We start from the raw sequence: 22,071 nt of genomic DNA on the forward strand, positions 1-22,071 counted from the left end.
TCAAATGCGCTCAGCGACCAAAAGAAGGCACCAAATACCTAATAAAAAGAGAAAAAGCGCCGTATTGAATGGCGCTTTTGAAAGTCATTCAGATTTTGACTATGGCTTCTATTTGCGTGTTTTCTGTGCGATTTGCCCGACATTTTGCCGAGATGTTGGCACAGCGTTTTGCTGATTGGCTGATGTTACCTGAGCTATCGCTGCATCCATCTGTCGCAACACCGCGCGAATATCGCTCTGGGTATTGATCGCTGTCAGAATTTGCTTGTCCGTCCATGTAACGCCACCTTGTTGCAGAACTTTCCGACACATCGGCAACAACGTATTAGGTGACAGCGCTGGCATTTCGATCACATCGCACCGGCTCTGTATAGCATTGTGAATTTTGTAAAGCTCGTTGGTCGTCAGGATCAAACCATATACACCGTAGTGCTTATCCATGATCTTGCGGATCTTGCTCATAGTTTTATTGTCCAATTGATCGAACTCGTCGATAACAGCATACCGGAAATTCGTACCTGCGCCCGTCCAACCATTTTCAATTCGGTTCAGTGCATTTGACGGAAAATCATCTCCGCTGAAAGTGTTGATAGGAAAGTCGATCATTCCGTTTGTGTGCTTTCTGGTCTGCTCCGCTACAATTGCAGCAGCGGTTGATTTACCAGTTCCGTAAGGTCCGTGCAAAATGATGCTCCCTTGCAGCGTGCCATTGGCATATTGCTGGAGCTTTTGCTGCGCATTGGGATTTTCGAAGACGAGATCGTTGAAAGTCGTTGGCTGTATTGCATGCTTAAGCATTTGATTTCCTATGCTGATGAAACCAGGCACGCCCCCGGTGCCCGGTTGATGACTGGTTCAGGCTGCCGATGTGTCCGCTTCAGCTGCGTCGGTGAGCTTCGCGGCGAGTTCGACAGCGTTCGCATTAATAAACTCGTTCTCGCGCTGTCGTTCCTCCGCACTTTTTTTAATTTCAGCAAAGTCTTTGTCCTTGCCTGCAATTTCGAGTGTTGTGTTCAAAGCAGATATCGCACTGGTCTCATAAACCATGCTGTACACACCGTTTGGCTCCTGCCGCATGATCGCAACAAACAGCTTGTGGTCCGCACCTTTGTCACTTTCGCGAACGGGTCGCTCAAAATTGAAAGGCTCAGCCAAGGGAGCATTACTGCTCAAGGCTTCCTTCGCTTCTTCGATGCGCTCTCTGCGCACCTCAGCGGGGGATTTTCCATCTGGCTTGGCTCGGCGAATTTCGTCAACGCCGCCGCGAGCAGTGATGAAGTCGCTGAGGTTGTGGTTTCGCTTCATTTCTGCGGCAGCAACAGTGATGACACGAGCGTATGTATAAGCGCGCTTTTGAAAATTTGAGTTGAACACGGCACGCACGATGCGCGTTGCCAGACTTGTGCCGTCCTTAAACTCAATCTCTTTCATGCGCAGGTAGCTGTTGAGCGCGCGTGACTTGGATACATCGTCAACGATCTCAAAGTAGAATTTCAGACAGTCGCTCAGCAGCGCATAAAGTTCTTCGTTACTGCGCTTGTAGGAACCTTCTTCCCACGCCTTTCGTTTCTCTATCAAATCATCCGTGCTATTTTGGATGAATAACAATTCGTTTACCTCTTTCTCGCTCATGTGCTTACTCGCTCCTTACAGTTTTTTACAACGCCAATAGGATCACTGACCGCGTAATTCCTGATGGGAACCGCCTAATAAAAAGATAACGGCGTTAAGAAATTCTCGAAACGGTTAACCGATCATTAAGCGTCTCTTGGCTTGGGCAATTTCGCGTGGCTTTCCACCCATCCAATAGAGAGTTGTGTCTGTTAACAGACACAACTGAACACGGTAAAAGCCGTTCAACCGGCACTGTGTTTTCCATACTCCTTAGCTGCTTAACGCTAAATACAAGCGACAGGAGACAGCCATGAGAGTTCATCAACTTACTGACAATATTAAGAAAACGACAACTGCGTCGCGCAGGCGGGAATTGCAGCGCCGCGAAACAGCGCTTGACCCGAAGAAACCAATCAAGCCGGTAAAGGTGGCAGAACCTACAAAGCCGAAAAAACCAAAGCCTGCAGGTGAAACCACGTAATCAGCGTCACGATGATAAATAACTTAGCAAGTTAAGGTGAGACGTTCAGAAGCAATTTGAGCCTGAAAATTAACCAATTTGCCGTGCGTAATGATTACAGGAGATCGCCATGACATTGATGGAAAACATCTACAAAAGCCTCAACGAAAACGCGCTTGTCGATACAGCCGAAGAGTTCAGCACAGACTGGTGCTGGCGCTCGAAAAGCTGGTTTGCCGTGCAGAAAAACAAGCAAGCTGATTTTGCCATACCGGCTGCAATCAACTGCCTCAACGTCGTCAAAATCAAGCTTGCTCTGCAACACATACGACACGGCAAGCTCGGCAGCTTTGTTGACGACGAGATCGAAACCTTGCGCGACGTCCGCGATCAACTCGAAGCATATCTGTTGAAGCAGCACCGCATTGCCGTTGTGACCGACGCGCCAGAATTGGGCGACAAGGAAACAGCATGAGGCACGGGGCGCGTGCAGAACAAGAACGCATTTTGGCTGAGTGGCTGGCACACTATGATTGGCAGGTATTTGGAACGCTAAAGTTCACGGACGGTGAAAGCATCGCTGAGCGTAACGGTGAAGCGATTGCACGCAAGTTTTTCAATTCCCTCGACAGGGCATATCTCGGAAAATCAATGGTGGATGCTGGACACAGGCTGGACCGCGTGGTGTTCAAACAGTTTGGGCATAGCGGCTCAAACCTACACTTTCATTTTATCGCCATCCCAACATCAAGCGTCGGACACTTCTGCGAGACAGCGCGATGCCTGTGGGATGATGCGAGCACCCGTACGATGGGCTATGAAAACACCGTAATCGAGCCTGTGCGCAGCGCAACACGCAGTGGCAGCTACGGACTACACGAATACAGAAAGCTCGGGGCAGACACGCTCTATCTCGACGCAACGCACCTGCATCAAAAGCACGTGCGCACCAAACCAATCCAGCACCTGCGCAGGCTTCTGAACAGGCAAGACAAAAACGAGCACACCAAGGAGCGTGGGCTAAGACGACAGACGGACGCGATGCGCCGCAGAAACATGGCAGCGCAAGCTGCACCACACTGAAACACGGCGATGCTGACTGAGGTGTGATGGCGGAAACGCCGAAAGTTGAGGCGCAAGTCTCAGCTAATCCTATGGAATTGAATATTAAAAAGAAAAAGAAAAACATCAACTTAAGAAACGTTTCTAGAATGCTTTGATATCGAATAAGTGATTTTGAAGAGTAGATAGAATTACTTTTACGAAAGCGTTCGAACAGACTGTGAGGGCGTGCACGTAACTAGACAGATATCAGTGTGCAGGAAAAGAGTGCGCTTTGGAAAAATAACTGTTTGCATCGTCCGGGAAAATTTCGAACATCTGCACGAAAGCCGACCTCGATACGGCGCACGGTCTAATGACCGTTTCCAGCCCTAAGCGGACATCCAACAACACATGGTCACGCGCTATTGGCTGCGATACGACGTATGAATCTTCAATGTGTTTATGTTCTTATGTATTGAGCTGTAATGGTTGTATGCGTCATCTTTACCGTGAACACTTTTGTACCATTCAAGGATACCTTTTAACCGGGCCTCATTATGGTAGGCCCATTCGAAATCGCGTGACGCCCTGTGGAAAGCAGCCCGGTACTGCCTCCGTGCAGGGCCAGGAATACTTGGCTTGTCCCCGTGCGTCAGCAAACCTAAGGTTATTCTTGGTTGTCCACGCGGATGAAAACGAGTTTTCGATTGGTTGACTGCGAAACCATTCTGTTCAATTATTCGAGTCACATAAAAAGCCAATTTTGGATGATTGAAATTTTTGTTTTTATAGAGAAAAACATCATCACTGTAGCGCAAGTAGCTCATTTCCCATGAAGCTGCGAGCTTCTCCATTTGCCGATCAAAGCGCCTCATTATCAAATTTGATACGGCGGGGCTAGTCGGGGCTCCCTGTGCTATGCAGTTGTTCCTCAAGCACAGTTGAGACAAAATATATGAAATGCTTTGATTGAAACCGAGGCTTTTGAACAGGCCAAGAACTCGTTGCCCAGTTATGCTGGGGAAGAAGTCTGCTATGTCCATTTTGAGAACTGCTTTTCCACCACAAAATTCATGAGCAGCTGCGTAGATAGATTTGCCGCTCACGTATGAAAAAGCACAATCGTTTAAGGGAAGTTTTTGAAGGATTTTTCGGTTAATTACTCGCTGGACTCCCTTTAACTCGCTATAAGGGATATCCAGAGTTCGGTAGGTGAGAGGGTCTGAATTTTTTGGTATTCGAATGGTGGTATAAAACTTGTCAGGGTCTTCTACTAAATAGAAAATATGCTGCGGAGCAAAACCTAAGAAAGAGGAAATATCCTGTAAATCAAGGCTGTCCTCCGCAGCATTCATATCCTACTTCTTCTCTGTTTCGATTCTTCCTAATCGGTTTCTAAGGCGAAGAGCCTTAGACTCCGATTGGGAAGAAGGCCTCTACGTACTTTTCGTGCTCACAACGATAGCATTGTGACTCCCGTGAGGGACATGCTAGGATATTTTGAAAGATGACCATAGGAAGCCTCTATGGTCAAGCGGCAGCAAGCAGTTTTGCTCGCGCGAGGCTGATTGCAGTTGTGCTAAAGGGTTTTAGCATGGCGTCATCAAAGCCCTCAATCGAGTGGTATCTGGCTGCTGAAATTTTCGTAATTTTCTTTTCCAAATAGAGCGCACGGAGACTGGCGTTTAGTTGAGTCGGACCCAATCCGGTGAGGACGAGTAGCTCTGAGTAGCTTGGGTGATCACCGACCAATACTCCTATCAGGGTTATGGCCTTATGGAACAAGTTTCGTACATCTTTGGTGTATTCGCTATAAGGAACGACATTTTTTCCCTTCATCCGCGAAATACGTGTCTTCGCAATGTATTCCCCTCCCATGACGTAATGCGCGTACTTATAGAAAGTGAGTGGATAGAGAACACGACCGATCATTTCCGACTGACGCGAGCTGTCAAAATAGATCACGTTTTGCGGATTCCTTTGCGAAAGCAAGCTTAAGGGGCCACGCGCAATATAGCTTTCTGCACGAAAAAAATTATTCGGAACCAGAACTACCAGTCTGTCCCGTAGATGCGGTAGTTGCGTGAAGGTTCCGAGTTCAGCTATTGACCCCGGAGACTCGAGTATCAATAGGGTGAAATCAACGTCGTGAGCAAACCTTGCTTCCAGAGTTTGCAAGTCCATTCCCCTTTTCGAGTACAAGTACTGTTTCTCGATCTCCTCGCCATACACCACTTTGACATTTTGCATTTTTTCCAGCTCTTGCCGAGCTAAGTTTCGTATGTCGACGCGCCCCGAGGTCAATCCTGGCCCACAGACAAAAATCGTCGACTGAACTTTTTGTGCCTTGTCGTTGAGTAGGTTTGGTTGGATCAACATTCTGCTATATTAACTGTAAACACTTGAGGCGCTCAAGTGTGGTTTGTCCACAGACCAAGGTTGAACAAAATTGCTTCTTGCCCGCATGGCTGCTTTTGAACAGGTACAGCCAAATGTTGTCAGGTGCTATGTTGTCGTAGGGGTCTGGATCAGAGCGTATCTGCAACTTTGCAAAGTCCGGTTTCTGCGCATAGCCGCCAATCGCGCAGCACGCTAGACAGACTGTTCTCAACACTCTTGTGCAAAGTGCCCATCACAAAATGTTAGATAATTAGTAATCTCTAACATCTTTGCAGAACAACGCCGAAATTCAAAGACTTAGCAAGTCGGTTGTTTTTGGTCGTTCTGCAAAATGTGTGGCTTTACAATACAGTATGGCAAAACAACACATTTCAGGTGATATATGAAGCAAGCAAAGTTACTGACACCGGCAGAGCAAAAACGCGTCCACGCCGTCATCGACGCCCACCGCTACAGCACGCGCAACCGGACGATCTTCGCACTCAGCTTCTTTGCTGGGCTGCGCGCGTGCGAGATTGCTGCACTGCGTGTCGGTGACGTGTTTGAAGGCAACGGCAGCGTCCGAGACACCATCTACCTGGCTGCGGTACAGACGAAGGGCGATGAAGGCGCTACGGTGCTGGTGAGCAAACGTCTTGCAAAGGCACTCGCGCATTATGCCGTCACCTACCATGTCCACACCAGCAAACCACAAGCACCGCTGTTCTTCAGTGCAAAGCGCGGCGGCTTCAGCGCACAAACCATAGTCAATCTGTTTGCACGCTTTTACGGACTGGCTGGCATCAAAGGCGCAAGCTCGCACAGCGGGCGGCGGCAGTTCCTGACTGAGCTTGCCGACAAGGGCGTGAACGTGCGGGTGATACAGGCGCTGGCGCGGCACAAGGACATCAGCACCACGCAGCGATACATAGACTACAACGAGAGCAAGCTGAGGAATGCAATAGAACTGTGAATTGACCAGAGACTTGCGATCACTAAAGCAGACACTCGTTTACGCCGCAGCAAATGATCGGTCAGAGCCTAAGGCGGTCATTGCGTTTTCTCGCTGCGCGCGCTCGAAGCGTAAAAAATGCGGCCTGAGCGAAATCAGCCATGCCGCCGAGCGGCAGGACAAGGGCCATTGGTACGGCCCGCAGCATGGATCAAACGGCCATTCAAAGCGAAACATGATAACTCGAATCTGGTTGTGTTGTTTTTGCATCGCCGCCAAAGTCAGCAAACGGGGATCATGCTCGAGGGTGAAGAATTGACTATGTCAACAAAGGGACCATTCGCCAAACTACGTAGCCTTAACTTCGTTGGACGAACTCCAGAAGTCGACGCGTTTGTCCTCGCTTTGGACTCGGTTCAACGGCACGACGAACATCGGATTATCAATTGGTTCGCCCCAGGTGGGTATGGAAAGAGTACGCTACGCAGAAAACTCGAAGAATATGTTGAGAAAAGCAAAGCAGCTTCTATCTGTGCGTTGGATTTCGAACACGACCGGCATAGATCGCACGTTGAGTGGCTGCTTCGCATTCGCGAGAGATTTGGAAAAGACAAAAGGATAGATTTTTCAACGTTTGACTTTGTATTTGCTCGGTACTTTGCTCTTACAAGACCAGATGAAGATGTTCGCGAAGCATACCCACGGATATTTGCAAACGGTAGCAGCCCTATTGTCGAAGACCTATTCAGCTGGGCCGATGAAGGGCTTGGAGTTCTGATTGGCGGAGCCTCTACTATCCTGCCCGGACTAAACCTACTCTACAAGTACGGATCAAGACTTAAAGGCGCCCTCGCTGATTGGTGGAGGACCAAGTCGGTCAAAGAGCAGCTAGAGGGCATCGATGACGTAGAGGCCGCCGAACTGGAGAACGCACTACCCAGCATTCTTGCTTATGACATTCAGAGATCGCAGACCAAAAAGGATCGACCTCGAATTGTACTCTTTCTTGATGCATACGAGGTGGTTTCGGGCAGCGGACGTATGATTGCTCGGAATCCATATGACAGTTGGTTTCGGAATTTGGTAGAGCTCCTGCCGGGCTGTTTGGTAGTCATTTTTGGGCGAGAACCTCTTCGATGGGGTTTCTACAATAAGTTATTTCTAGACGTCATAGATTCTCGGCGACTTCCAGAGATCAATGTGACAGCGTCTGCCGAACTCTTGGAGCATTACGACGTCACAGATCCTGCAATTCGGAGCAAGATCATATTGAGCTGCCAAGGTATACCATACGCGTTGATACTGGCTGGCGAGTATTATCTATCATTGGCTCAGACTACGGCCAATCCCCCACTTGAGCTATTCGGCAACACCCCCGACGAAGTTGTTGATCGGTTCATTGACCATTTGAATGAAAACTCCATCAACGAAATCAGGCTAGCCTCCTATCCCCAGTTGCTCGAAGAACAACTTTTTCAAGAAATCTATGAAGGGTTTTTTGGAGGTTCAGCGCTTCCTGATTGGAACAGGCTTTCTCAGAGTAGTTTGATGTCTCCGCATGTGCCCGGATTTTTCACTATGATGCCGGTGCTTAAGGCAGAGATCCAATCACGCGAAAAGAAATTCAATCCAGATATCTTTAGGAAAATCCATGAATTTCTGTCACAAGTAAGCTTGAACAAGGCAGAGGCGAAAAGGAAAGAAGGCGATCTTCGCTATGCATTAGCCTATGTCAGATCGGCGATTTACTCTCTTCCTAGCGACTTGGATTCTGGAAATAGCGCAGTTCCTTTAAAGCTTGAACTAGCGAAGATTCAGATTGGAAGAGGTAACCTTATGAGTGCTCACAGGACTCTGGAGCAAATTGCAGATTCAACGACCTCCTCAACATCGGTTTGCACCGAAAAGCTGCAAAAAAAAGCTACCGGATACCTTGGAGTACTCAATGTCTTGAAGGGGAACTTGAGTACCGCCGAAATCCTTCTAGAAAGGGCCCGAAATGCTGAGGAGGTAGACCTCTATTTGCGCAGCAACATGTTCCTGTCGATCTGGCAAGCCAAAATTCGAAGCCTCCAAGGCTGTTCCAATGAGGCCGAGGTAATGCTTCGAAGTCTATGTTCGCAAGCAAAGGCAAAAAAATACTGGGACTTGTATGGCAAGGCTATGATAGCCTTGGGTCATTCTCTCTTCGAACGAGATGAATACCATGAGGCCGCCACTCATTTTCAAGCCGCCTTAAAAGCGGCGGATCAAACTGAGAGAGCTGATCTCGATATTGAGGCTAAGACTGGGCATGCGCTATGCCTACTAAAACTGGGTCAGCAAAAGAATGCAGGTTACCTCATAGTAAAAGCAATGACTCGGGCGCAACAGGGTGGTCTGAGGCTTCTTCGAGCTAATGCAATGGTTGCCTATGCTGACATTTTGGTCTCTAGAGATCAAGAAGAGGAAGCAGTTCGGATACTCCAACACGCGTCCAAAGAAGCTCAAAGTTGCGGCTATATGATCACTTGTGCTCAGATACAGAAGCGACTGAAGCAACTACATGTTCTACCTGACAAACCTTCTAACGAGAGAATTCGCACAGATCGGCTTGGCACCGACCGAGAGAATCCGTGGCGACGGTTCTAGCGTCGGGCGAGTTGCCAAAACTGCTTCAGCTCAATGAGAAAGATTTGCAGAGCGTCGCCAAGCAGTTATATGAGTTTCGTTAAATCTTCGCCTGGTAATGGCCGAGATCAGCGATACTGGCTGCCTTGCAACCGAGGTTCCGCTGTACTTGCGAATGTATGCCGCGTCAGCGAAGCTCGAAAATCCAAAGACGGGTTTGTCCACGTCATGCCAATTCGTGCATGACGCAGCGAACGACCAATTCTGATTTGCGCCTAAAAGGTAAGAGATAACTATTCAGCAATCACTAAAATTTTAGTAAAATGCTTTGTGAGCGCAGCGACGCAAAAACGCAGCTTGTGCACAAAAATGTACACGGCGATTTTGAACGCAGATAAGCCACTGAAAACGAACGCGGCTTTAGAATGTATGCTTGTTGCAAATCCGTGTACAGGAGTTCGATTCTCCTACTCGCCTCCAATAAAATCAATGGGTTACGATTTTCTCTGCTCATTGGGTATCACCTCTAGTATCAGGTTCACGTTCTGTGCCTGTTCTGTTCGGGGTCATTTGCGCTTCGCTACCGCCTGTCGCGCCCGCATAATTTGCCGCGCCTCGCCCGCATATTTGATGATCATCTCTTTGGATGTGTGGCCGCTGTAGCTGGCGATTTCATCGTCAGTGCAGCCCGCCCACGCCAATTCCATCACGCCGCGATACCGCAAGGCGTGTTGGTCATGGGCCATCAGGCCTAACCGCTTACGCTCGCGCACCATCACACGCGCCATCGCGTGATAGTCCATTTTGGAACCATTAGCGCGCGTCAGGATGTGGCGCGATGGGTGGGGCGCTAGGCGAGTATTAGACGGCTACAATGAGCATCAGCGGTTGGCGGGTGGTGGTCTATCGATCCAGATACCGACAAATGAGCATGTCGCTGCTGCAGTCACGAGTTTTGAACAGTGTCCTTGGTTCACGACTTGGGACAGCATCAACCTCCTCCGCCTTATTGAGAAGAAAGAATTGAAGCGTTCATATGCATAGTCTATCAACTAGGTAAATCCGCCTTCCGGCGTCATCGCTTTGTAGTAATTTCGCGAGATTTGCTGCTGAACGCTCGACAGTGCTGACTACGTTCAGTCGATACCAGTGCTGTGTTTGCGGGTTGATTGGCGTTGTGTCTTTCGGGACATTACTTCTTTGGAAGGGCGGCATGTCTGCTGATCTGCACGTCTTCTAGAGGCGGAATTTGTTGAAGCTTGCTGCACACACCTAAGGTTGGGTTATTGGCGTGGACATCAAATTTAAGTAGATGTTCACGCCTCTTATCAACAAATTGAAAGGCTTACGATCTATTCACAGCTGTCAGCTTTCAAACCGCAATTCTAGGTATGAACACTGTTGTTTTGGGTGACTGAAAAATACATGCCCTCACGCTGTTTCAACCGCGACACCATCGCCAGCAAATTGTCCGCACGCGGGTTTCCTTTGGCGCTGAGCATCCGCATCAGGCTTTTAGGGTCCTTGTCCATATCTTGCGCCAAGGCTTCAAACCCCACAGTGGCATTCACGTAGTCGCGCAGCAGCACCTTACCCGTCTCCAGATCATCGCTGAGCATCGCCTCAACGGCTTCGCGGAACAGACCCGCCCGAAACTCAGGATCGCGCTCAGCGCGCGCTTTGATCGTATCTTTGAAGTCTTTCGTCAGGGGCATGTCAGTCGCCTTTCTCTTTACGAGCCTTGTAGTCGTCCCAATAAGCTTTGGCCTGCTCGATATCTTTCGACTGGCGTTTCTTCGTGCCGCCGCAGAGCAAGATCACAAGCGTATCGCCATCTTTGCCAAAATAGACGCGGTAGCCCGGACCAAAGGTAATGCGCCGTTCAGACACCCCTTGTCCGACTGGCTTCACGTCGCCAAGGTTCCCAGTCTCGATCCGTGCAAGCGCCGTCCGCACCTTCAATGCCGCCGCCGTGTCCAGTCCATTGAACCAATCCTCAAACGGCGTTTTTCCCGCCTCAGTAACATAGACAACAAGCTTATTCATTGGTGTTGTTGGTGACATATACGTTACCATTTGTCAATCGATTTGGCATCATCAATGTGTCATCCCCCGATCCATCTCAACCTCCCGCGCCTCTAGCTCTGTCTCAGCCTCTCTTCGGCGTCCTTCGCTAAGCTCAAGCTCCTGCTCAATTGTTCGTCTAGCGTCGCGTAGCTCGCTTCCTCGTTCAACAATCCACGCAATGCTTTCAGTGACACGGCTTGCGAACGAATGAGCAGCGTCACGCATTGTGCGATACCATCCATCTGGCTCTGCATCTTGTTCGTCGAGCGTTCCTCTAACCCGCTCAATTCCTTTGCTGAAACCTCGCAGGCCGTCACCAACCGCTCGACGCAGGCGAGCAAATCGCGTTCCAGGGGTGTCGTCATCTAATCCTCCTCGATCTTGATGCAGGTCACTGATCTGCCGCCCAGCGTGCAGGTCCTCAGGCGTGTCTTGGTCGGGTCCAGCACCAGCCATGTCCTGTCCTCCCTGTCGATCCGCGTCAGGCCCAAGTCCGTCATCTCTGAGCTGGTCAGTATCAACGTCCAAAGCAAGCTCGCGGCCATCATCGAGACGGTCCCCACCAAGAGTGTCCCCGTGATCAGCCAGGGCGAGATCGTCAGCCAGCTCTTGTTCTGTCGCAGAAAGGTGCGGGTATCGATCTCGATTGTACGCTGCGCGTAGGTCGCAATGCTGTTCAAATCGGTCCTGAAGCTCTCCAGTTGCGATGCCATCGAGGCGGCGTAGTCCTGCCGGATCGTGTCCAGTTCCGCGTTCAGCTTCTCGCTCAGCCGGGTCGGCTTGCCAGTTTTCATGGAAAATTTCTCCTTTCAAACGCCAGCGCTCGCCGGTGTCGGGGTCTTGGGCGGTCAGGTAGGCTTTGCCCGCACGCGGGATATCGAAGACAGCATCGGTAAGTGCGTCGAGCATGCTGCCACGATCAGTGATTAGGCCAACGCTGACTTGATCCAAAACCCACGCGTGCAGCTCGTCGCGCCCGTGAGCACGGCTTGGCGTCTCTATGATGTCACGGACCTCTTGGGTACGCTCCAACTCCATCGGATCGGCCCAGCCATGGCGCTGGTTCATCACGTCACGCAAGCTGTCGAAAGCGTTCTGATAACCGGGCGGTGCGATGTTCAAGCTTCGCCCGGAGGTCAGCTCCAAGCGTGGTGTGCAGAAGTGAAGCTCGACACGGTCTTCGTGGGCATGTCGGACCCAAAGCACCTCATATTGCGTCGGGTCCAGCCCCGCGAAGGCCAGACGCTCGAAGTGGTCCATGACCTCGGCTTGCTGTTCCTCGTTCGGGGCGTCGGTTGCGGCAAAGCTGATCACGCCCGCGCGGTAAGTCCACTGGTGGCGGCTGGCGTCGATCAGGGCCTCAGTGCGGTCGGGATTGCCGCGCAGAACCTCGGGCAGCGGGTCGCGCGTGACGGTCATAGGGTGGCCGTCTGCATCGCGGATCAGGTCGCGGTTGTCGTTATAGGCCAGCACCTTGTCCGCGACGAGGTAGCCGACCGGACCAGCGCCCGCGCCTTTGCCGTTGCGGAAGAACTTGATCAGCATCGGCGCGCGGCCTCGATGATCTGGGCAAGCTGGCGTTCGATGGTCAGCAGGCGGCGGGCAACGGTGAGCGCGTCGAGGTCGGTGTGGCCCGCTAGCATCGCGCGGTTCAGCCAGCGGGCGATCTGGTTGAGGTTGCCGCCAATGCGTCCAACAGCCAGCACGAGCGCCGGATCGACGCGAGGGATGGGCTTGCGACGGCGGGTCGAGTTGCGTGCGCAGCGTCCCGTAACTCCGCCCCTCGCTCAACAAGCCGTTCAACGCATCCACGGACACCGTTTGCGATTGAATGAGCACCGATACGCAGGCGGCCAATCCATCCATCTGGCTCTGCATCTTGGTCGTCGAGCGTGCCTCTAACCCGTTCAATTCCTTTGCCGAGACCTCGCAGGCCGTCACCAAGCGCCCGACGCAGGCGAGCAAGTCGCGTTCCAAGGCTGTCAGAGGTGTCGTCATCTAGTTCTCCTCGATCTTGATGCAGGTCACTGATCTGCCGCCCATTGTGCAGGTTCTCAGGCGCGTCTTGGTCCGGTCCAGCACCACCCACGTCCCGTCCTCCCTGTCGATCCGCGTCAGCCCCAGTTCCGTCAATTCCGAGCGCGTCAGCTGGACTGTCCAAAGCCAGCTCGCGACCATCATCAAGACGATCCCCGTCACGATGATCCCCGTGATGATCCAAGGTGAGAACGTCATCCAATTCTTGATCAGTTCGATCCGTTCCTCGAACAAGTTCCTGTTGTGAAACAGAAAGTGCGCCGTATCGTTCTTCATTGTAGTCTGCGCGTCGTTCAACATGGTCTGCGAGGTCTTCACGAAGGCGCTCATGTGAGATGCCATCAAGTCTTCTTGTTCGGTTTGCATCTGCGCCAGTTTCATACTCAGCCGCGATTTCTGCGTGTCGGGTTGTGGACCAGTTTTCATGGGTGAGGACGCCTTCAAGTTTGAACGGTTTTGAAAATTCAGGATCACGGACGCTGATTGATTTTGCGGCTTGGCGCGGGACCTCGAACCCCGTGTCCTCAAAGAACGCGACCATCGACGCGCGGTCGGCAATCAATCCCGCATCAATCTGGTCGTAGAGCGCCCCAAAGATGACCTGCCTCGCCTCGGCGCGTTCGGCGCTTTCGCGCACAAGTTTGAAGTCACGGGCAAGGTCAGGTTCCATCGGATCGGCCCAACCATGGGTCTTGTTCAACACGTCGCGCAATGTGCTGAACGCGGCTGGTCTTGTCGCGGTTGCGTTCCGGTCTCTCAACTCATTTAGGCAGCCTTTCGTTCGAAGGCCAAGGGGCTTTTGCCACCTAATGACGAGTGCCGCCGTCGTGGATTGTAGAACCCATTGATATACTGGAAAATCGCCCCTTCGGCTTTACGCCTGGTTTCCCAGCGGTTGCGCCAAATCAGCTCTGCCTTGAGTGATTTGAAGAACGTTTCAACCATGGAATTGTCGTAGCAGTTTCCCTTACCGCTCATCGAAACTTGGAAGCCGTGTTTAGACAGCCGTTTCTGATAGTCGCCTGAACAATATTGCGACCCGCGATCCGTATGATGCATGCAGCCCTTCGGCGGTTGCCGCAGTGCCACAGCCATATCCAATGCTCGGATCGCCAGATCCCGCTTCATACGATTGCTAACCGCCCAACCGATGACACGACGGGAATACAAATCAAGGATCACTGCCAGATACAACCAGCCCTCACTGGTCCAGATGTAGGAAATGTCATCGGCCCACTTTTGGTTTGGACCATCTGCAAAGAAGTCCTGGCCCAGCAAGTTAGGGGCGATGTTAAACGCATGATTGCTGTCGGTCGTAACCTTGTATTTCTGGGTCCTGATGATTTTGATGCTATTCTCCCGCATTAAGCGGCCCACGCGCCGGTGCCCAACTTGCAGACCCAGTTCTTGCAGTTCTTCGGTCATGCGAGGCCCGCCATAGCTTTGCAGGCTTAAGCGGTGCTGTTCGCGGATATGCGCCAGGATCACCATATCGTCGCGCTGTCGCTGGCTCATCGGGCGGCTTCGCCACGCGCGAAATCCTCGCGACGTAACCTGCATGACGCGGCAAAGAAATTCGACAGGCCATTCTTCTTTCCAGGCGTCGATAAAGGCGAACCTCACCGACTTTGGCCTGCAAAGAAGATTGCCGCTTTTTTTAACACTTCCCTCTCCTCGCGAAGCAACCGAACTTCCTTGCGAAGGCGTTCGTTCTCTTTCTCGACATCCTCGTGAGGACCCGACATCAGGTTGTCATGCTGATGCTTTTGAACCCACTTGTTCAACGTCGAAAGCCCAACTCCTAAATCCGCTGCCGCTTGCGGTCGTGTCAGCCCACTGGTCGTTGCGATGCGTACTGCATCAAGACGAAACTCGTCTGTGTATCTCGGTGCCATTCTCTATCTCCTTCATAGCAAACATTGCTCGAAAGAGACCGGAACTAAAACGTGGCAAGACCAGGCTTCATGCCCCGGCGGTGCGATGTTCAACGCCCTGCCCGTCGCCAGTTCCAAGCGCGGCGTGCAAAAGTGCAGCTCGACATTGCCTTCGTGCACATGACGCACCCAAAGGCAGTCGTATTGATCCGCCTCAAGCCCCGCAAAGGCCAGAGCCTCAAATAGCTCAATGGCCTCTTGCTGGGCGTCCTCGCTGGGCTGATCGCTATCCGCAAAGCTGATCACGCCAGCGGTGTAGCTCCACTTGTTAGCACTTGCGTCGATCAAACCCCGCGTACGGTCGGGATTGCCGTGCAGCACTTCGGGCAGCGGGTCGCGGATTTTCATCTGCGGCTGGCCGTATTCATCGCGGATCAGGTTGCGGTTTTCGTCATAGGCCAAAACTTCGCGGGCGGTCAGGTAGTCAACGGGTGCCGCGCCGCCGCCAGTGCCGGACGAAAAGAACGAGATGATCATTGCTGGCCCTCGCTATGCTGGCCAATGATCTGCGCAAGCTGGCGTTCAATCGCGACAAGCCGCACGCTGACAATGAGGGCGTCGATGTTGCTTGCGCGGCCAGATTTGACGGCCCCGTTGATCCAGCGGGCCAGTTGGTTGAGGTTGCCGCCGACGCGGGCAACGGCAACGGTCAAAAGCGGATCGACACGCGGCACGGGCTTGCGCCGCCGTGCTTGGACCAGCCCCAAGGCCTCACGCATCAGCGTGGCGTTGGGCAGGCCAGCGGCGTCCGCCTTGGCGACAAGCGCGGCCTTCTCCGCAACTGTGCATCGAAAGATCACAGTCTCGGAAAGGCCTTCTTTGACGCGCTCGCCGCGCGTCTGGTTGGGGTTTGAAGGGGAGGCACGCCGCCCCTCACAAGTCCCGCCGATGTAATCGGTGGGTATACGGGGGATGGAGACGTTCTCGCGCAGGCCCGGCAAGACCCGCGCGCCAAGCTGCATCACCTGCACTTCGGGCCGCAAAGGCCACACATCAAGCGACACATTGCCGGAACTGTCGCTGTCCACATCGGCTAGGACCTTGTATAGCCCTGTGCCTATCTGGACATAATCGCCAGCGCGCAACCAACCTGATTGACTTGGCCTCGCACCGTCAATTTCAAGTGTTTGCCCTGTCTGCCCCGCGCCCTTTATGACTGGCACCCCCCCGCCGACCCGAGCGGCGTTGAGCCGACCGGATCACCTAAAAGAAACGTCCCGAACTGCCCCCGGAGGCTCAGAAGAAACGCAACCCAATCCTCCGCCTCATCACGGCCTAACGCCGGAATGCGAACATCGGCCTGCCATGACTGTCCCGGATAGGCGTGTGCTTGACCTGCGAAGGTGAATGGGACATTGAGTAGGTAACATCTTGCTTGCTGCAATTAGATCACGCGGCGGGGTGGCCATGATCGCCGCCGATTGATTGGCATACGCGTGTCCATGTTCCAAAATCATCCGAACCGCGCGGGCACGCACCTTGCCTGAAAACCGGTTTGCTCTGTTACTTTTTCCATAGGCTCCATCCATACTTAGCTTGGAGCCTATGGCAAACTGGGGACGGTTCACGGCGCATTAACTCTGCTGGCGCAACCACTCCATGACAGACGGGCGCACGGACATTTCACCACGGTGACGTGCGTCCGCGATGATCTTGCGCAGCTTATCCAAATCCGTGCGGCGCAGGAGACTTTTAACGGGACCGATAGACGCGGGACGCATCGAAAGGCTGCGGAATCCGATTGCGGCCAAACACATCGCTTCGACCGGGCGACCTGCGTCCTCTCCGCAAAACGACAGCGGGGTTTTTGTCAGGCCGCAGCGCTCGACAATCCCCTCAAGAAAACTGAGGAAGGACACGTTGAGCGTGTCATAGCGACGTCGCACCCGCTCGTTTTCACGATCAGCTGCGAAAAAGAACTGCTTGAGATCATTGCCCCCAATAGACAGGAAATCGACTTCCTCAAAGAACTTGACCGGCGCAAAGGCAAGGCTCGGGGTCTCAAGCATCGCGCCAATCTCCAGACTTTCCGGCAGCACATGGCCCAGCCGTTTCTCGGCGGCCATTGTTTTATCCATGAGTCTGCGCGCTTCGCGGTATTCTTCGAACTGCGCCACGAAGGGGAACATGACGGTCAGCGGGCGACCATTGGCAGCACGTATCAGCGCCTGCAACTGCATCCGCATGATGCCCGGCTTGTCCAGCCCGACGCGGATGGCGCGCCAGCCAAGCGCCGGGTTAGGCTCATCATTGGGTTTCATATAGGGCAACACCTTGTCGGACCCGATGTCGAGCGTGCGAAACACCACACGCCTGCCTTGCGCCGCATCCAGCACCCGCGCATAGAGCGCCACCAACTCCGAGCGGCGTGGCATCTGGTTGCGCACCAGAAACTGCAACTCGGTCCGGAAAAGCCCTACACCCTCGGCACCCGAATTCACCAGAGAAGGCAAATCCGCCATGAGGCCCGCGTTCATGTGCAAAGACACCACCGCCCCGTTCCGTGTTTGCGCTGGTTTGTCACGGATCGAGGTATAGCGTTCCTGCGCTGCCGCGAGCATGGCGATCTTATCGCGAAAGGCCGTCACAACCGTGTCATCAGGGCGTAGGTGCGCAATGCCCTGCTCGCCATCCACCATGATGTGATCGCCATTGAGCGCTTCCGTGGTCACGCGGCTGGCATGCACAATCAAAGGGATCGCAAGCGCGCGCGCGACAATCGCCGCATGGCTGCCCACAGAGCCCTCTTCGAGCACGATGCCCTTGAGGCTGCGCCCATATTCCAGCAACTCCGCCGGGCCGATGTTGCGCGCCACAAGGATGGGATCGGCGGGCATCTCCGCCCCGGTATCCGCCCCCTGCCCGGTCAGGATGCGCAGCAACCGGTTGCTCAAATCATCCAGATCGCTCAGGCGTTCGCGCAGGTAATTATCGCTCACCTGTCCCATGCGCGCGCGGGCCAGTGATTGTTCCTTTTCCACCGAGGCTTCGGCGGACAGACCGTTGGAAATATCCTCTTCCATCCGGCGCATCCAACCCTTGGAATTGGCAAACATCCGGTAGGCTTCAAGCACTTGTTGCTGGTCTTTGTCATGATTGCCGGCGATCTCCAGCATCTTGTCCACGCCCACGCGTAACTGCTCGACCGCCTCGCGCAGCCGCTCCGATTCGCGCACCGGATCATCGGCAATGACATTGGTAACGACCACGCGGGGCTCGTGCAGCCAGACATGGCCTTCCGCCGCACCCTCCTGACCGACCGTACCACGGTACATGGCGGGCTGGAGATGGCGCGCAGACATCGCGGCCCCCTCGCCGACAAAGGCACCAAGCTCGGTCATTTCCGCCAGAACCATCGCGACGACTTCGAGCGCATAGACCTCGTCGGGCAGGAATTCACGCGCCGTTCTGGATTGCACGACCAAAACACCCAGCGCATCCCCCAGCCGCTGGATCGGCACGCCAAGGAAGCTTGAAAACACCTCCTCGCCGGTCTCGGGCATATAGCGGAACCCCTTGGTTTGGGGCGCATCTGCGGTATTCACCACGCGGCGGCGCCGCGCCACCATGCCCACCAGACCTTCGCCGAGCTTCATCCGCGTTTCATGCACCGCGTCCTGATTGAGACCCTCAGTGGCACAAAGCTCCAAAGTGTCCTCATCGCGAAACAGATAGATGGAGCAGACCTCACAGCCCATGCTGTCGGCAATCAGATGGGTGATCCTGTCCAGACGCGCCTGTCCCTCAACATTGCCCGCCATCGCGTCCCGCAGCCGCCCCAGCAGCTTGCGCGACCCTGTCTCCTGACGTTCAGCCACGCGAAACCCTCCCAAACAGGCCCCTCAAAGACGCAACGCGCGCAGATCAGGCCGCTTTTTCCAGCTCGAAAGCATCATGCAGCGCCTGCACGGCAAGTTCCATGTATTTCCGGTCGATCAGCACGGAAATCTTGATTTCCGATGTCGTTATGACCTTGATGTTGATGCCTTCAGCGCTCAGCACCTGGAACATCTTCGCCGCAACGCCTGTATGGCTACGCATCCCGATCCCGACCACCGAAATCTTTGCCACATCTGTGTCGGCAATGATCTCGTGGTAGTTGATAATGCCGTCCGATTTGGCATCCGCCACCGCCTTTTGCGCGCGCACGACCTGATCTGTGGGGCAGGACCAGGTCATGTCCGTGCGCCCTTCCTCAGAGATGTTCTGTACGATCATATCGACATTCACACCGCCCTCGCTCAGCGCCGTAAAGATATTTGCTGCAATGCCAGGACGGTCCGCGACACTCACCAGCGTCATCTTGGCCTCATCGCGTGAAAAGGCGACACCGGCAACCACATTGCTTTCCATGATTTCTTCCTCCGCGCAGACCAACGTGCCCGCATCATCTGATTGCTCTTCAAAACTGCTCAAGACGCGCAGCTTCACCTTGTAGCGCATGGCCAATTCAACCGACCGCGTTTGCAATACCTTGGCCCCCAAAGAGGCCAGTTCCAGCATCTCCTCAAACGCAATCTTGTCCAGTTTGCGTGCCTTGGCAGACACCCGAGGGTCGGTTGTGTAAACCCCGTCCACATCCGTATAGATATCACAGCGTTCCGCCTCGAAAGCGGCCGCAAATGCGACGGCGGTGGTGTCCGACCCCCCCCGGCCCAAGGTGGTAATACGCCCCTCGGGGCTGACGCCCTGAAAGCCGGCGACAATCGCCACGCGCATGCCTTCGGCAAACTTACTCATGATGTTCTCGGGCGGTATCTCCTCGATGCGCGCCGCAGAATGCGCCGAGGTCGTCTTCACCGGCACCTGCCAGCCCTGCCAACTGCGCGCCGGAACATCCATTTCCTGCAAGGTCAACGCCATCAATCCTGCGGTCACGTTCTCACCCGAGGACACAACCGCATCATATTCACGCGCATCATAAAGCGGCGAAGTCTCGCCGACCCACCCGACCAGCTCATTGGTTTTACCCGACATGGCCGAGACAATCACAATGACGTCATAGCCTTTGGCGACTTCAACGCCGACGCGTTTGGCCGCGCGTCTGATACGATCCAGCGTGGCCACCGACGTGCCACCAAATTTCATCACCAAAACAGGCATGACGCGCCCCTCGCATTAATCGCGGCGGGTGTACGCGCAGTTGGCCCGACACGCAAGACACAGCAAACATCGCGGATGACAAGCGACACCAAGTCACGCACCAATTCAGGTGCATCTTGCACCTGATCACAATGGCGTGGCGGCGCAAGCCGCCTCCTTTGGATCAAAAAGCGTGGGCGCGCCCGTCCCAGGTTTCAAAAACACCGGTGGTAGACAGATCAAGCGCATCAAATCGGTTCACCAATCCCGAAACCGCTTGAGCAACATCAATTTCGGCCGCTTGGCCGCCCATGTCGGTTTGTACCCAGCCCGGATGATAGATACCAACGGCGATGCCCTCTGCGCGCAGGTCCGCAGCCAGGTTGCGCCCCAGATTGAGCACAGCCGCCTTGGATGCGCGATAAATGTAACTGCCACCGGGGGCGCGTTCGCTGGAGGCCATCTGCGAAGAAATGATCACAATTTTAGCGGATGTCGCAGCCCTCAGATTTGGCAACAGCGACTGCACGCTCAAAAAAACACCCGTGACATTGGTCGCAAAGCTATCCGCCCATTGCTCTACGGGATATCCCCCCTCAAGCTTCTGCCCCTTGTCCAGATAAACGCCCGCGTTGCACACCAGCAACTCAACCGGCTGCCCCGATAAACTCTTTGCGAATGTCGCATGGCTGGCGCGATCCCGCACGTCCAGCGGATGCGCCCCGTCACGGGTGGTGCCGATGACATCGCCGCCACGGGCCCTGTAGGCTTCAAGCAGCCCCGCTCCGATCCCCCGGCTGGCCCCCGTAATGACAATGGTCATATCCTCAATTCGCCTTTCGGCTGGGTAGAAAGGGCAAGGGGGCCACCGGCACGCCGTCATCAATCAAGGCCTTGGCTTCCTGCACATTCGCCTCACCGTAAATGGCGCGTTCCGGTGCCGTACCAAGATACATCGATCGCGCCTCCTGGGCAAAGCGCGGTCCGACATAATCGGCGTTTTCTTCGACGTGCTGGCGCAATTGGGAAAGCGCCTTCTCGGGCTCGCCCTCCTGGGTTTGGAGAGGTTTGGTTGCCGTATCGCCCGCACCCGAAGAGATGCGCGGTGCCATGATCGCCTTACTGACGTCGCCGCTTCCGCAAATCGCACAGGACAGATGTCCGGCTGCTTTCAGCGTGTCAAAAGCCGACGCAGACTGAAACCAGCTGTCAAAGGAATGGTCGTTGTCACATTTGAGCGCAAATTGAATCATGTCGCGCAGGTTACTCCAAATTCATTATCATTTCTTTACGAAATGGGGCCCATCCCGCCCCGCGTCAAGCAGATGCGGCGTCTTCGCGGGGGTCAAAATCCCGCAGGATGCGGGCCAATTCGGGCTCATCCACCACTTGCGCGGCTTTTTTACGGCTCATCCATGCGCGCTTTCGCTGCCCCACCTCGGGATAATCCTCCGCCAAATCCGTGACTTCCACCGCATAAACCATGGCCAGACAGGGCAATGCGCCAAGATCATCCGCGTCCTTGCTGTAGGAATAAATCCCCAGGCAGCGCCCATCCGATCTGCCGCGCACCCCCGCTTCCTCCCAAGCCTCCTGCATCGCCGAGCCCGCAGGCGTTTGCCCATCCATCGGCCAGCCTTTCGGCATGATCCAGCGTCGCGTGCCGCGCGATGTGATCAACAAGACCTGCAGCTTCTTTTTCTTGATCCGATAGCAAAGCGCCGCGAATTGCGTGCGCACATCCCTTTTGTGCGCACCTGCAAGTGATAAAGGCAGTTGTTTGATCATTTCGTCAATTGCGCCAGTGGATTTTAGGTTTTGAACGGGTTTGTGGTGCGAGATATGACCTAATCGAAAAGATGTGCCAACAATTTATGGCCCCATACACCCCA

General features: G+C 53.9%; 24 protein-coding genes and 1 pseudogene. 7 read left to right on the top strand and 18 right to left on the bottom strand.

The genetic code is table 11. The features are described from left to right. Window positions 1-108: 108 nt before the first annotated feature. Together ROLI_RS12455 and ROLI_RS12460 are read right to left on the bottom strand one after the other, a co-directional pair. Window positions 109-798 carry an ATP-binding protein gene (locus ROLI_RS12455; protein ID WP_187431758.1) on the bottom strand — a complete coding sequence of 230 codons (690 nt, stop codon included), beginning with the start codon at window positions 796-798 and terminating at the stop codon, window positions 109-111. A gap of 57 nt (window positions 799-855) precedes the next feature. Further along, window positions 856-1,632, bottom strand: a complete 777-nt coding sequence (locus ROLI_RS12460) for a hypothetical protein (RefSeq protein WP_187431757.1) — start codon at window positions 1,630-1,632, stop codon at window positions 856-858. 292 nt (window positions 1,633-1,924) lie between these two features. On the opposite strand from ROLI_RS12460, the gene ROLI_RS12465 reads away from it, so the two are divergent. The 3 genes from ROLI_RS12465 to ROLI_RS12475 all read left to right on the top strand — a co-directional run bounded on the left by ROLI_RS12465 (window position 1,925) and on the right by ROLI_RS12475 (window position 3,157). Further along, window positions 1,925-2,095, top strand: a complete 171-nt coding sequence (locus tag ROLI_RS12465) for a hypothetical protein (protein ID WP_187431756.1) — start codon at window positions 1,925-1,927, stop codon at window positions 2,093-2,095. Between the two features lie 118 nt (window positions 2,096-2,213). Next, window positions 2,214-2,549 (top strand): DUF6626 family protein, encoded by a 336-nt coding sequence (locus ROLI_RS12470; protein WP_187431755.1) that lies wholly within the window; start codon window positions 2,214-2,216, stop codon window positions 2,547-2,549. Continuing rightward, the gene (locus ROLI_RS12475; RefSeq protein WP_187431754.1) at window positions 2,546-3,157 is read left to right on the top strand and encodes a hypothetical protein; all 612 of its coding nucleotides are present in this window, start codon (window positions 2,546-2,548) and stop codon (window positions 3,155-3,157) included. The genes ROLI_RS12470 and ROLI_RS12475 overlap by 4 nt, the downstream gene beginning before the upstream one ends. 383 nt (window positions 3,158-3,540) lie before the next feature. Here the strand turns inward: ROLI_RS12475 and ROLI_RS12480 are convergent, their stop codons facing one another. After that, a complete protein-coding gene (locus ROLI_RS12480; protein ID WP_187431753.1) occupies window positions 3,541-4,473 on the bottom strand; it encodes a retron St85 family RNA-directed DNA polymerase in 933 nt (310 codons plus the stop codon). A 175-nt stretch (window positions 4,474-4,648) separates the two neighbouring features. After that, window positions 4,649-5,494 (bottom strand): retron St85 family effector protein, encoded by an 846-nt coding sequence (locus ROLI_RS12485; protein ID WP_338469161.1) that lies wholly within the window; start codon window positions 5,492-5,494, stop codon window positions 4,649-4,651. Between the two features lie 406 nt (window positions 5,495-5,900). Between ROLI_RS12485 and ROLI_RS12490 the strand changes: the two genes are divergently transcribed. The 3 genes and pseudogenes from ROLI_RS12490 (at window position 5,901) to ROLI_RS12500 (ending at window position 9,539) form a co-directional block, all read left to right on the top strand. Then, complete coding sequence (locus tag ROLI_RS12490; protein ID WP_187431751.1) at window positions 5,901-6,470, top strand: site-specific integrase; 570 nt, start codon at window positions 5,901-5,903, stop codon at window positions 6,468-6,470. A gap of 168 nt (window positions 6,471-6,638) precedes the next feature. After that, entirely contained in the window at window positions 6,639-9,080 is a 2,442-nt protein-coding gene (locus tag ROLI_RS12495; RefSeq protein WP_187431750.1) for a M48 family metallopeptidase, read from the top strand. Window positions 9,081-9,436: 356 nt separating this feature from the next. Then, a pseudogene (locus ROLI_RS12500) lies at window positions 9,437-9,539 on the top strand. A gap of 86 nt (window positions 9,540-9,625) precedes the next feature. Here ROLI_RS12500 and ROLI_RS12505 read toward each other — a convergent pair. The 5 genes from ROLI_RS12505 to mobC form a co-directional block, all read right to left on the bottom strand. Beyond that, complete coding sequence (locus ROLI_RS12505; RefSeq protein WP_262386649.1) at window positions 9,626-9,862, bottom strand: hypothetical protein; 237 nt, start codon at window positions 9,860-9,862, stop codon at window positions 9,626-9,628. Window positions 9,863-10,444: 582 nt separating this feature from the next. Beyond that, window positions 10,445-10,774 carry a DNA-binding protein gene (locus tag ROLI_RS12510; protein WP_187431749.1) on the bottom strand — a complete coding sequence of 110 codons (330 nt, stop codon included), beginning with the start codon at window positions 10,772-10,774 and terminating at the stop codon, window positions 10,445-10,447. Window position 10,775: 1 nt separating this feature from the next. After that, window positions 10,776-11,105, bottom strand: coding sequence for a type II toxin-antitoxin system RelE/ParE family toxin (locus ROLI_RS12515; protein WP_187431748.1), 330 nt, complete (start codon window positions 11,103-11,105; stop codon window positions 10,776-10,778). Between the two features lie 51 nt (window positions 11,106-11,156). Further along, a complete protein-coding gene (locus ROLI_RS12520; protein ID WP_187431747.1) occupies window positions 11,157-12,671 on the bottom strand; it encodes a relaxase/mobilization nuclease domain-containing protein in 1,515 nt (504 codons plus the stop codon). After that, window positions 12,665-12,832 (bottom strand): plasmid mobilization relaxosome protein MobC, encoded by a 168-nt coding sequence (mobC, locus tag ROLI_RS12525; RefSeq protein ID WP_316247493.1) that lies wholly within the window; start codon window positions 12,830-12,832, stop codon window positions 12,665-12,667. Before mobC ends, ROLI_RS12520 begins: the two co-directional genes overlap by 7 nt. Before the next feature lie 125 nt (window positions 12,833-12,957). Here mobC and ROLI_RS12530 point away from each other — a divergent pair, with 125 nt between their 5' ends. Next, window positions 12,958-13,128 (top strand): hypothetical protein, encoded by a 171-nt coding sequence (locus tag ROLI_RS12530; protein WP_187431746.1) that lies wholly within the window; start codon window positions 12,958-12,960, stop codon window positions 13,126-13,128. Here the strand turns inward: ROLI_RS12530 and ROLI_RS12535 are convergent. The 9 genes from ROLI_RS12535 to ROLI_RS12575 all read right to left on the bottom strand — a co-directional run bounded on the left by ROLI_RS12535 (window position 13,125) and on the right by ROLI_RS12575 (window position 21,967). After that, window positions 13,125-13,589, bottom strand: a complete 465-nt coding sequence (locus tag ROLI_RS12535; protein WP_187431745.1) for a hypothetical protein — start codon at window positions 13,587-13,589, stop codon at window positions 13,125-13,127. The two genes, ROLI_RS12530 and ROLI_RS12535, sit on opposite strands and share 4 nt — an antisense overlap. A 339-nt stretch (window positions 13,590-13,928) precedes the next feature. After that, window positions 13,929-15,058 (bottom strand): IS3 family transposase gene (locus tag ROLI_RS12540; protein ID WP_338469156.1). Its coding sequence is split into 2 segments (ribosomal slippage): window positions 13,929-14,812 and window positions 14,812-15,058, totalling 1,131 coding nucleotides; the frame shifts between segments, so codons are not numbered across the junction. 12 nt (window positions 15,059-15,070) lie between these two features. Continuing rightward, window positions 15,071-15,574: a relaxase/mobilization nuclease domain-containing protein gene (locus tag ROLI_RS12545; protein ID WP_262386712.1), complete on the bottom strand. Its 504-nt coding sequence runs from the start codon at window positions 15,572-15,574 to the stop codon at window positions 15,071-15,073. After that, window positions 15,571-16,125, bottom strand: coding sequence for a plasmid mobilization protein (locus ROLI_RS12550; RefSeq protein ID WP_316247519.1), 555 nt, complete (start codon window positions 16,123-16,125; stop codon window positions 15,571-15,573). The genes ROLI_RS12545 and ROLI_RS12550 overlap by 4 nt, the downstream gene beginning before the upstream one ends. Before the next feature lie 546 nt (window positions 16,126-16,671). Continuing rightward, window positions 16,672-18,858 carry a phosphoenolpyruvate--protein phosphotransferase gene (gene ptsP, locus ROLI_RS12555; protein WP_222869725.1) on the bottom strand — a complete coding sequence of 729 codons (2,187 nt, stop codon included), beginning with the start codon at window positions 18,856-18,858 and terminating at the stop codon, window positions 16,672-16,674. Window positions 18,859-18,961: 103 nt separating this feature from the next. Beyond that, window positions 18,962-20,200: an aspartate kinase gene (locus tag ROLI_RS12560; protein ID WP_187432317.1), complete on the bottom strand. Its 1,239-nt coding sequence runs from the start codon at window positions 20,198-20,200 to the stop codon at window positions 18,962-18,964. A 163-nt stretch (window positions 20,201-20,363) separates the two neighbouring features. Continuing rightward, complete coding sequence (locus tag ROLI_RS12565; RefSeq protein WP_187432316.1) at window positions 20,364-21,002, bottom strand: SDR family NAD(P)-dependent oxidoreductase; 639 nt, start codon at window positions 21,000-21,002, stop codon at window positions 20,364-20,366. A 4-nt stretch (window positions 21,003-21,006) separates the two neighbouring features. Further along, complete coding sequence (locus ROLI_RS12570) at window positions 21,007-21,432, bottom strand: DUF1178 family protein (protein WP_187432315.1); 426 nt, start codon at window positions 21,430-21,432, stop codon at window positions 21,007-21,009. Between the two features lie 64 nt (window positions 21,433-21,496). After that, window positions 21,497-21,967, bottom strand: coding sequence for an NUDIX hydrolase (locus ROLI_RS12575; protein WP_187432314.1), 471 nt, complete (start codon window positions 21,965-21,967; stop codon window positions 21,497-21,499). Between the last annotated feature and the right edge of the window lie 104 nt (window positions 21,968-22,071).

This window comes from Roseobacter fucihabitans, from assembly GCF_014337925.2.
Lineage (GTDB): Bacteria > Pseudomonadota > Alphaproteobacteria > Rhodobacterales > Rhodobacteraceae > Roseobacter > Roseobacter fucihabitans.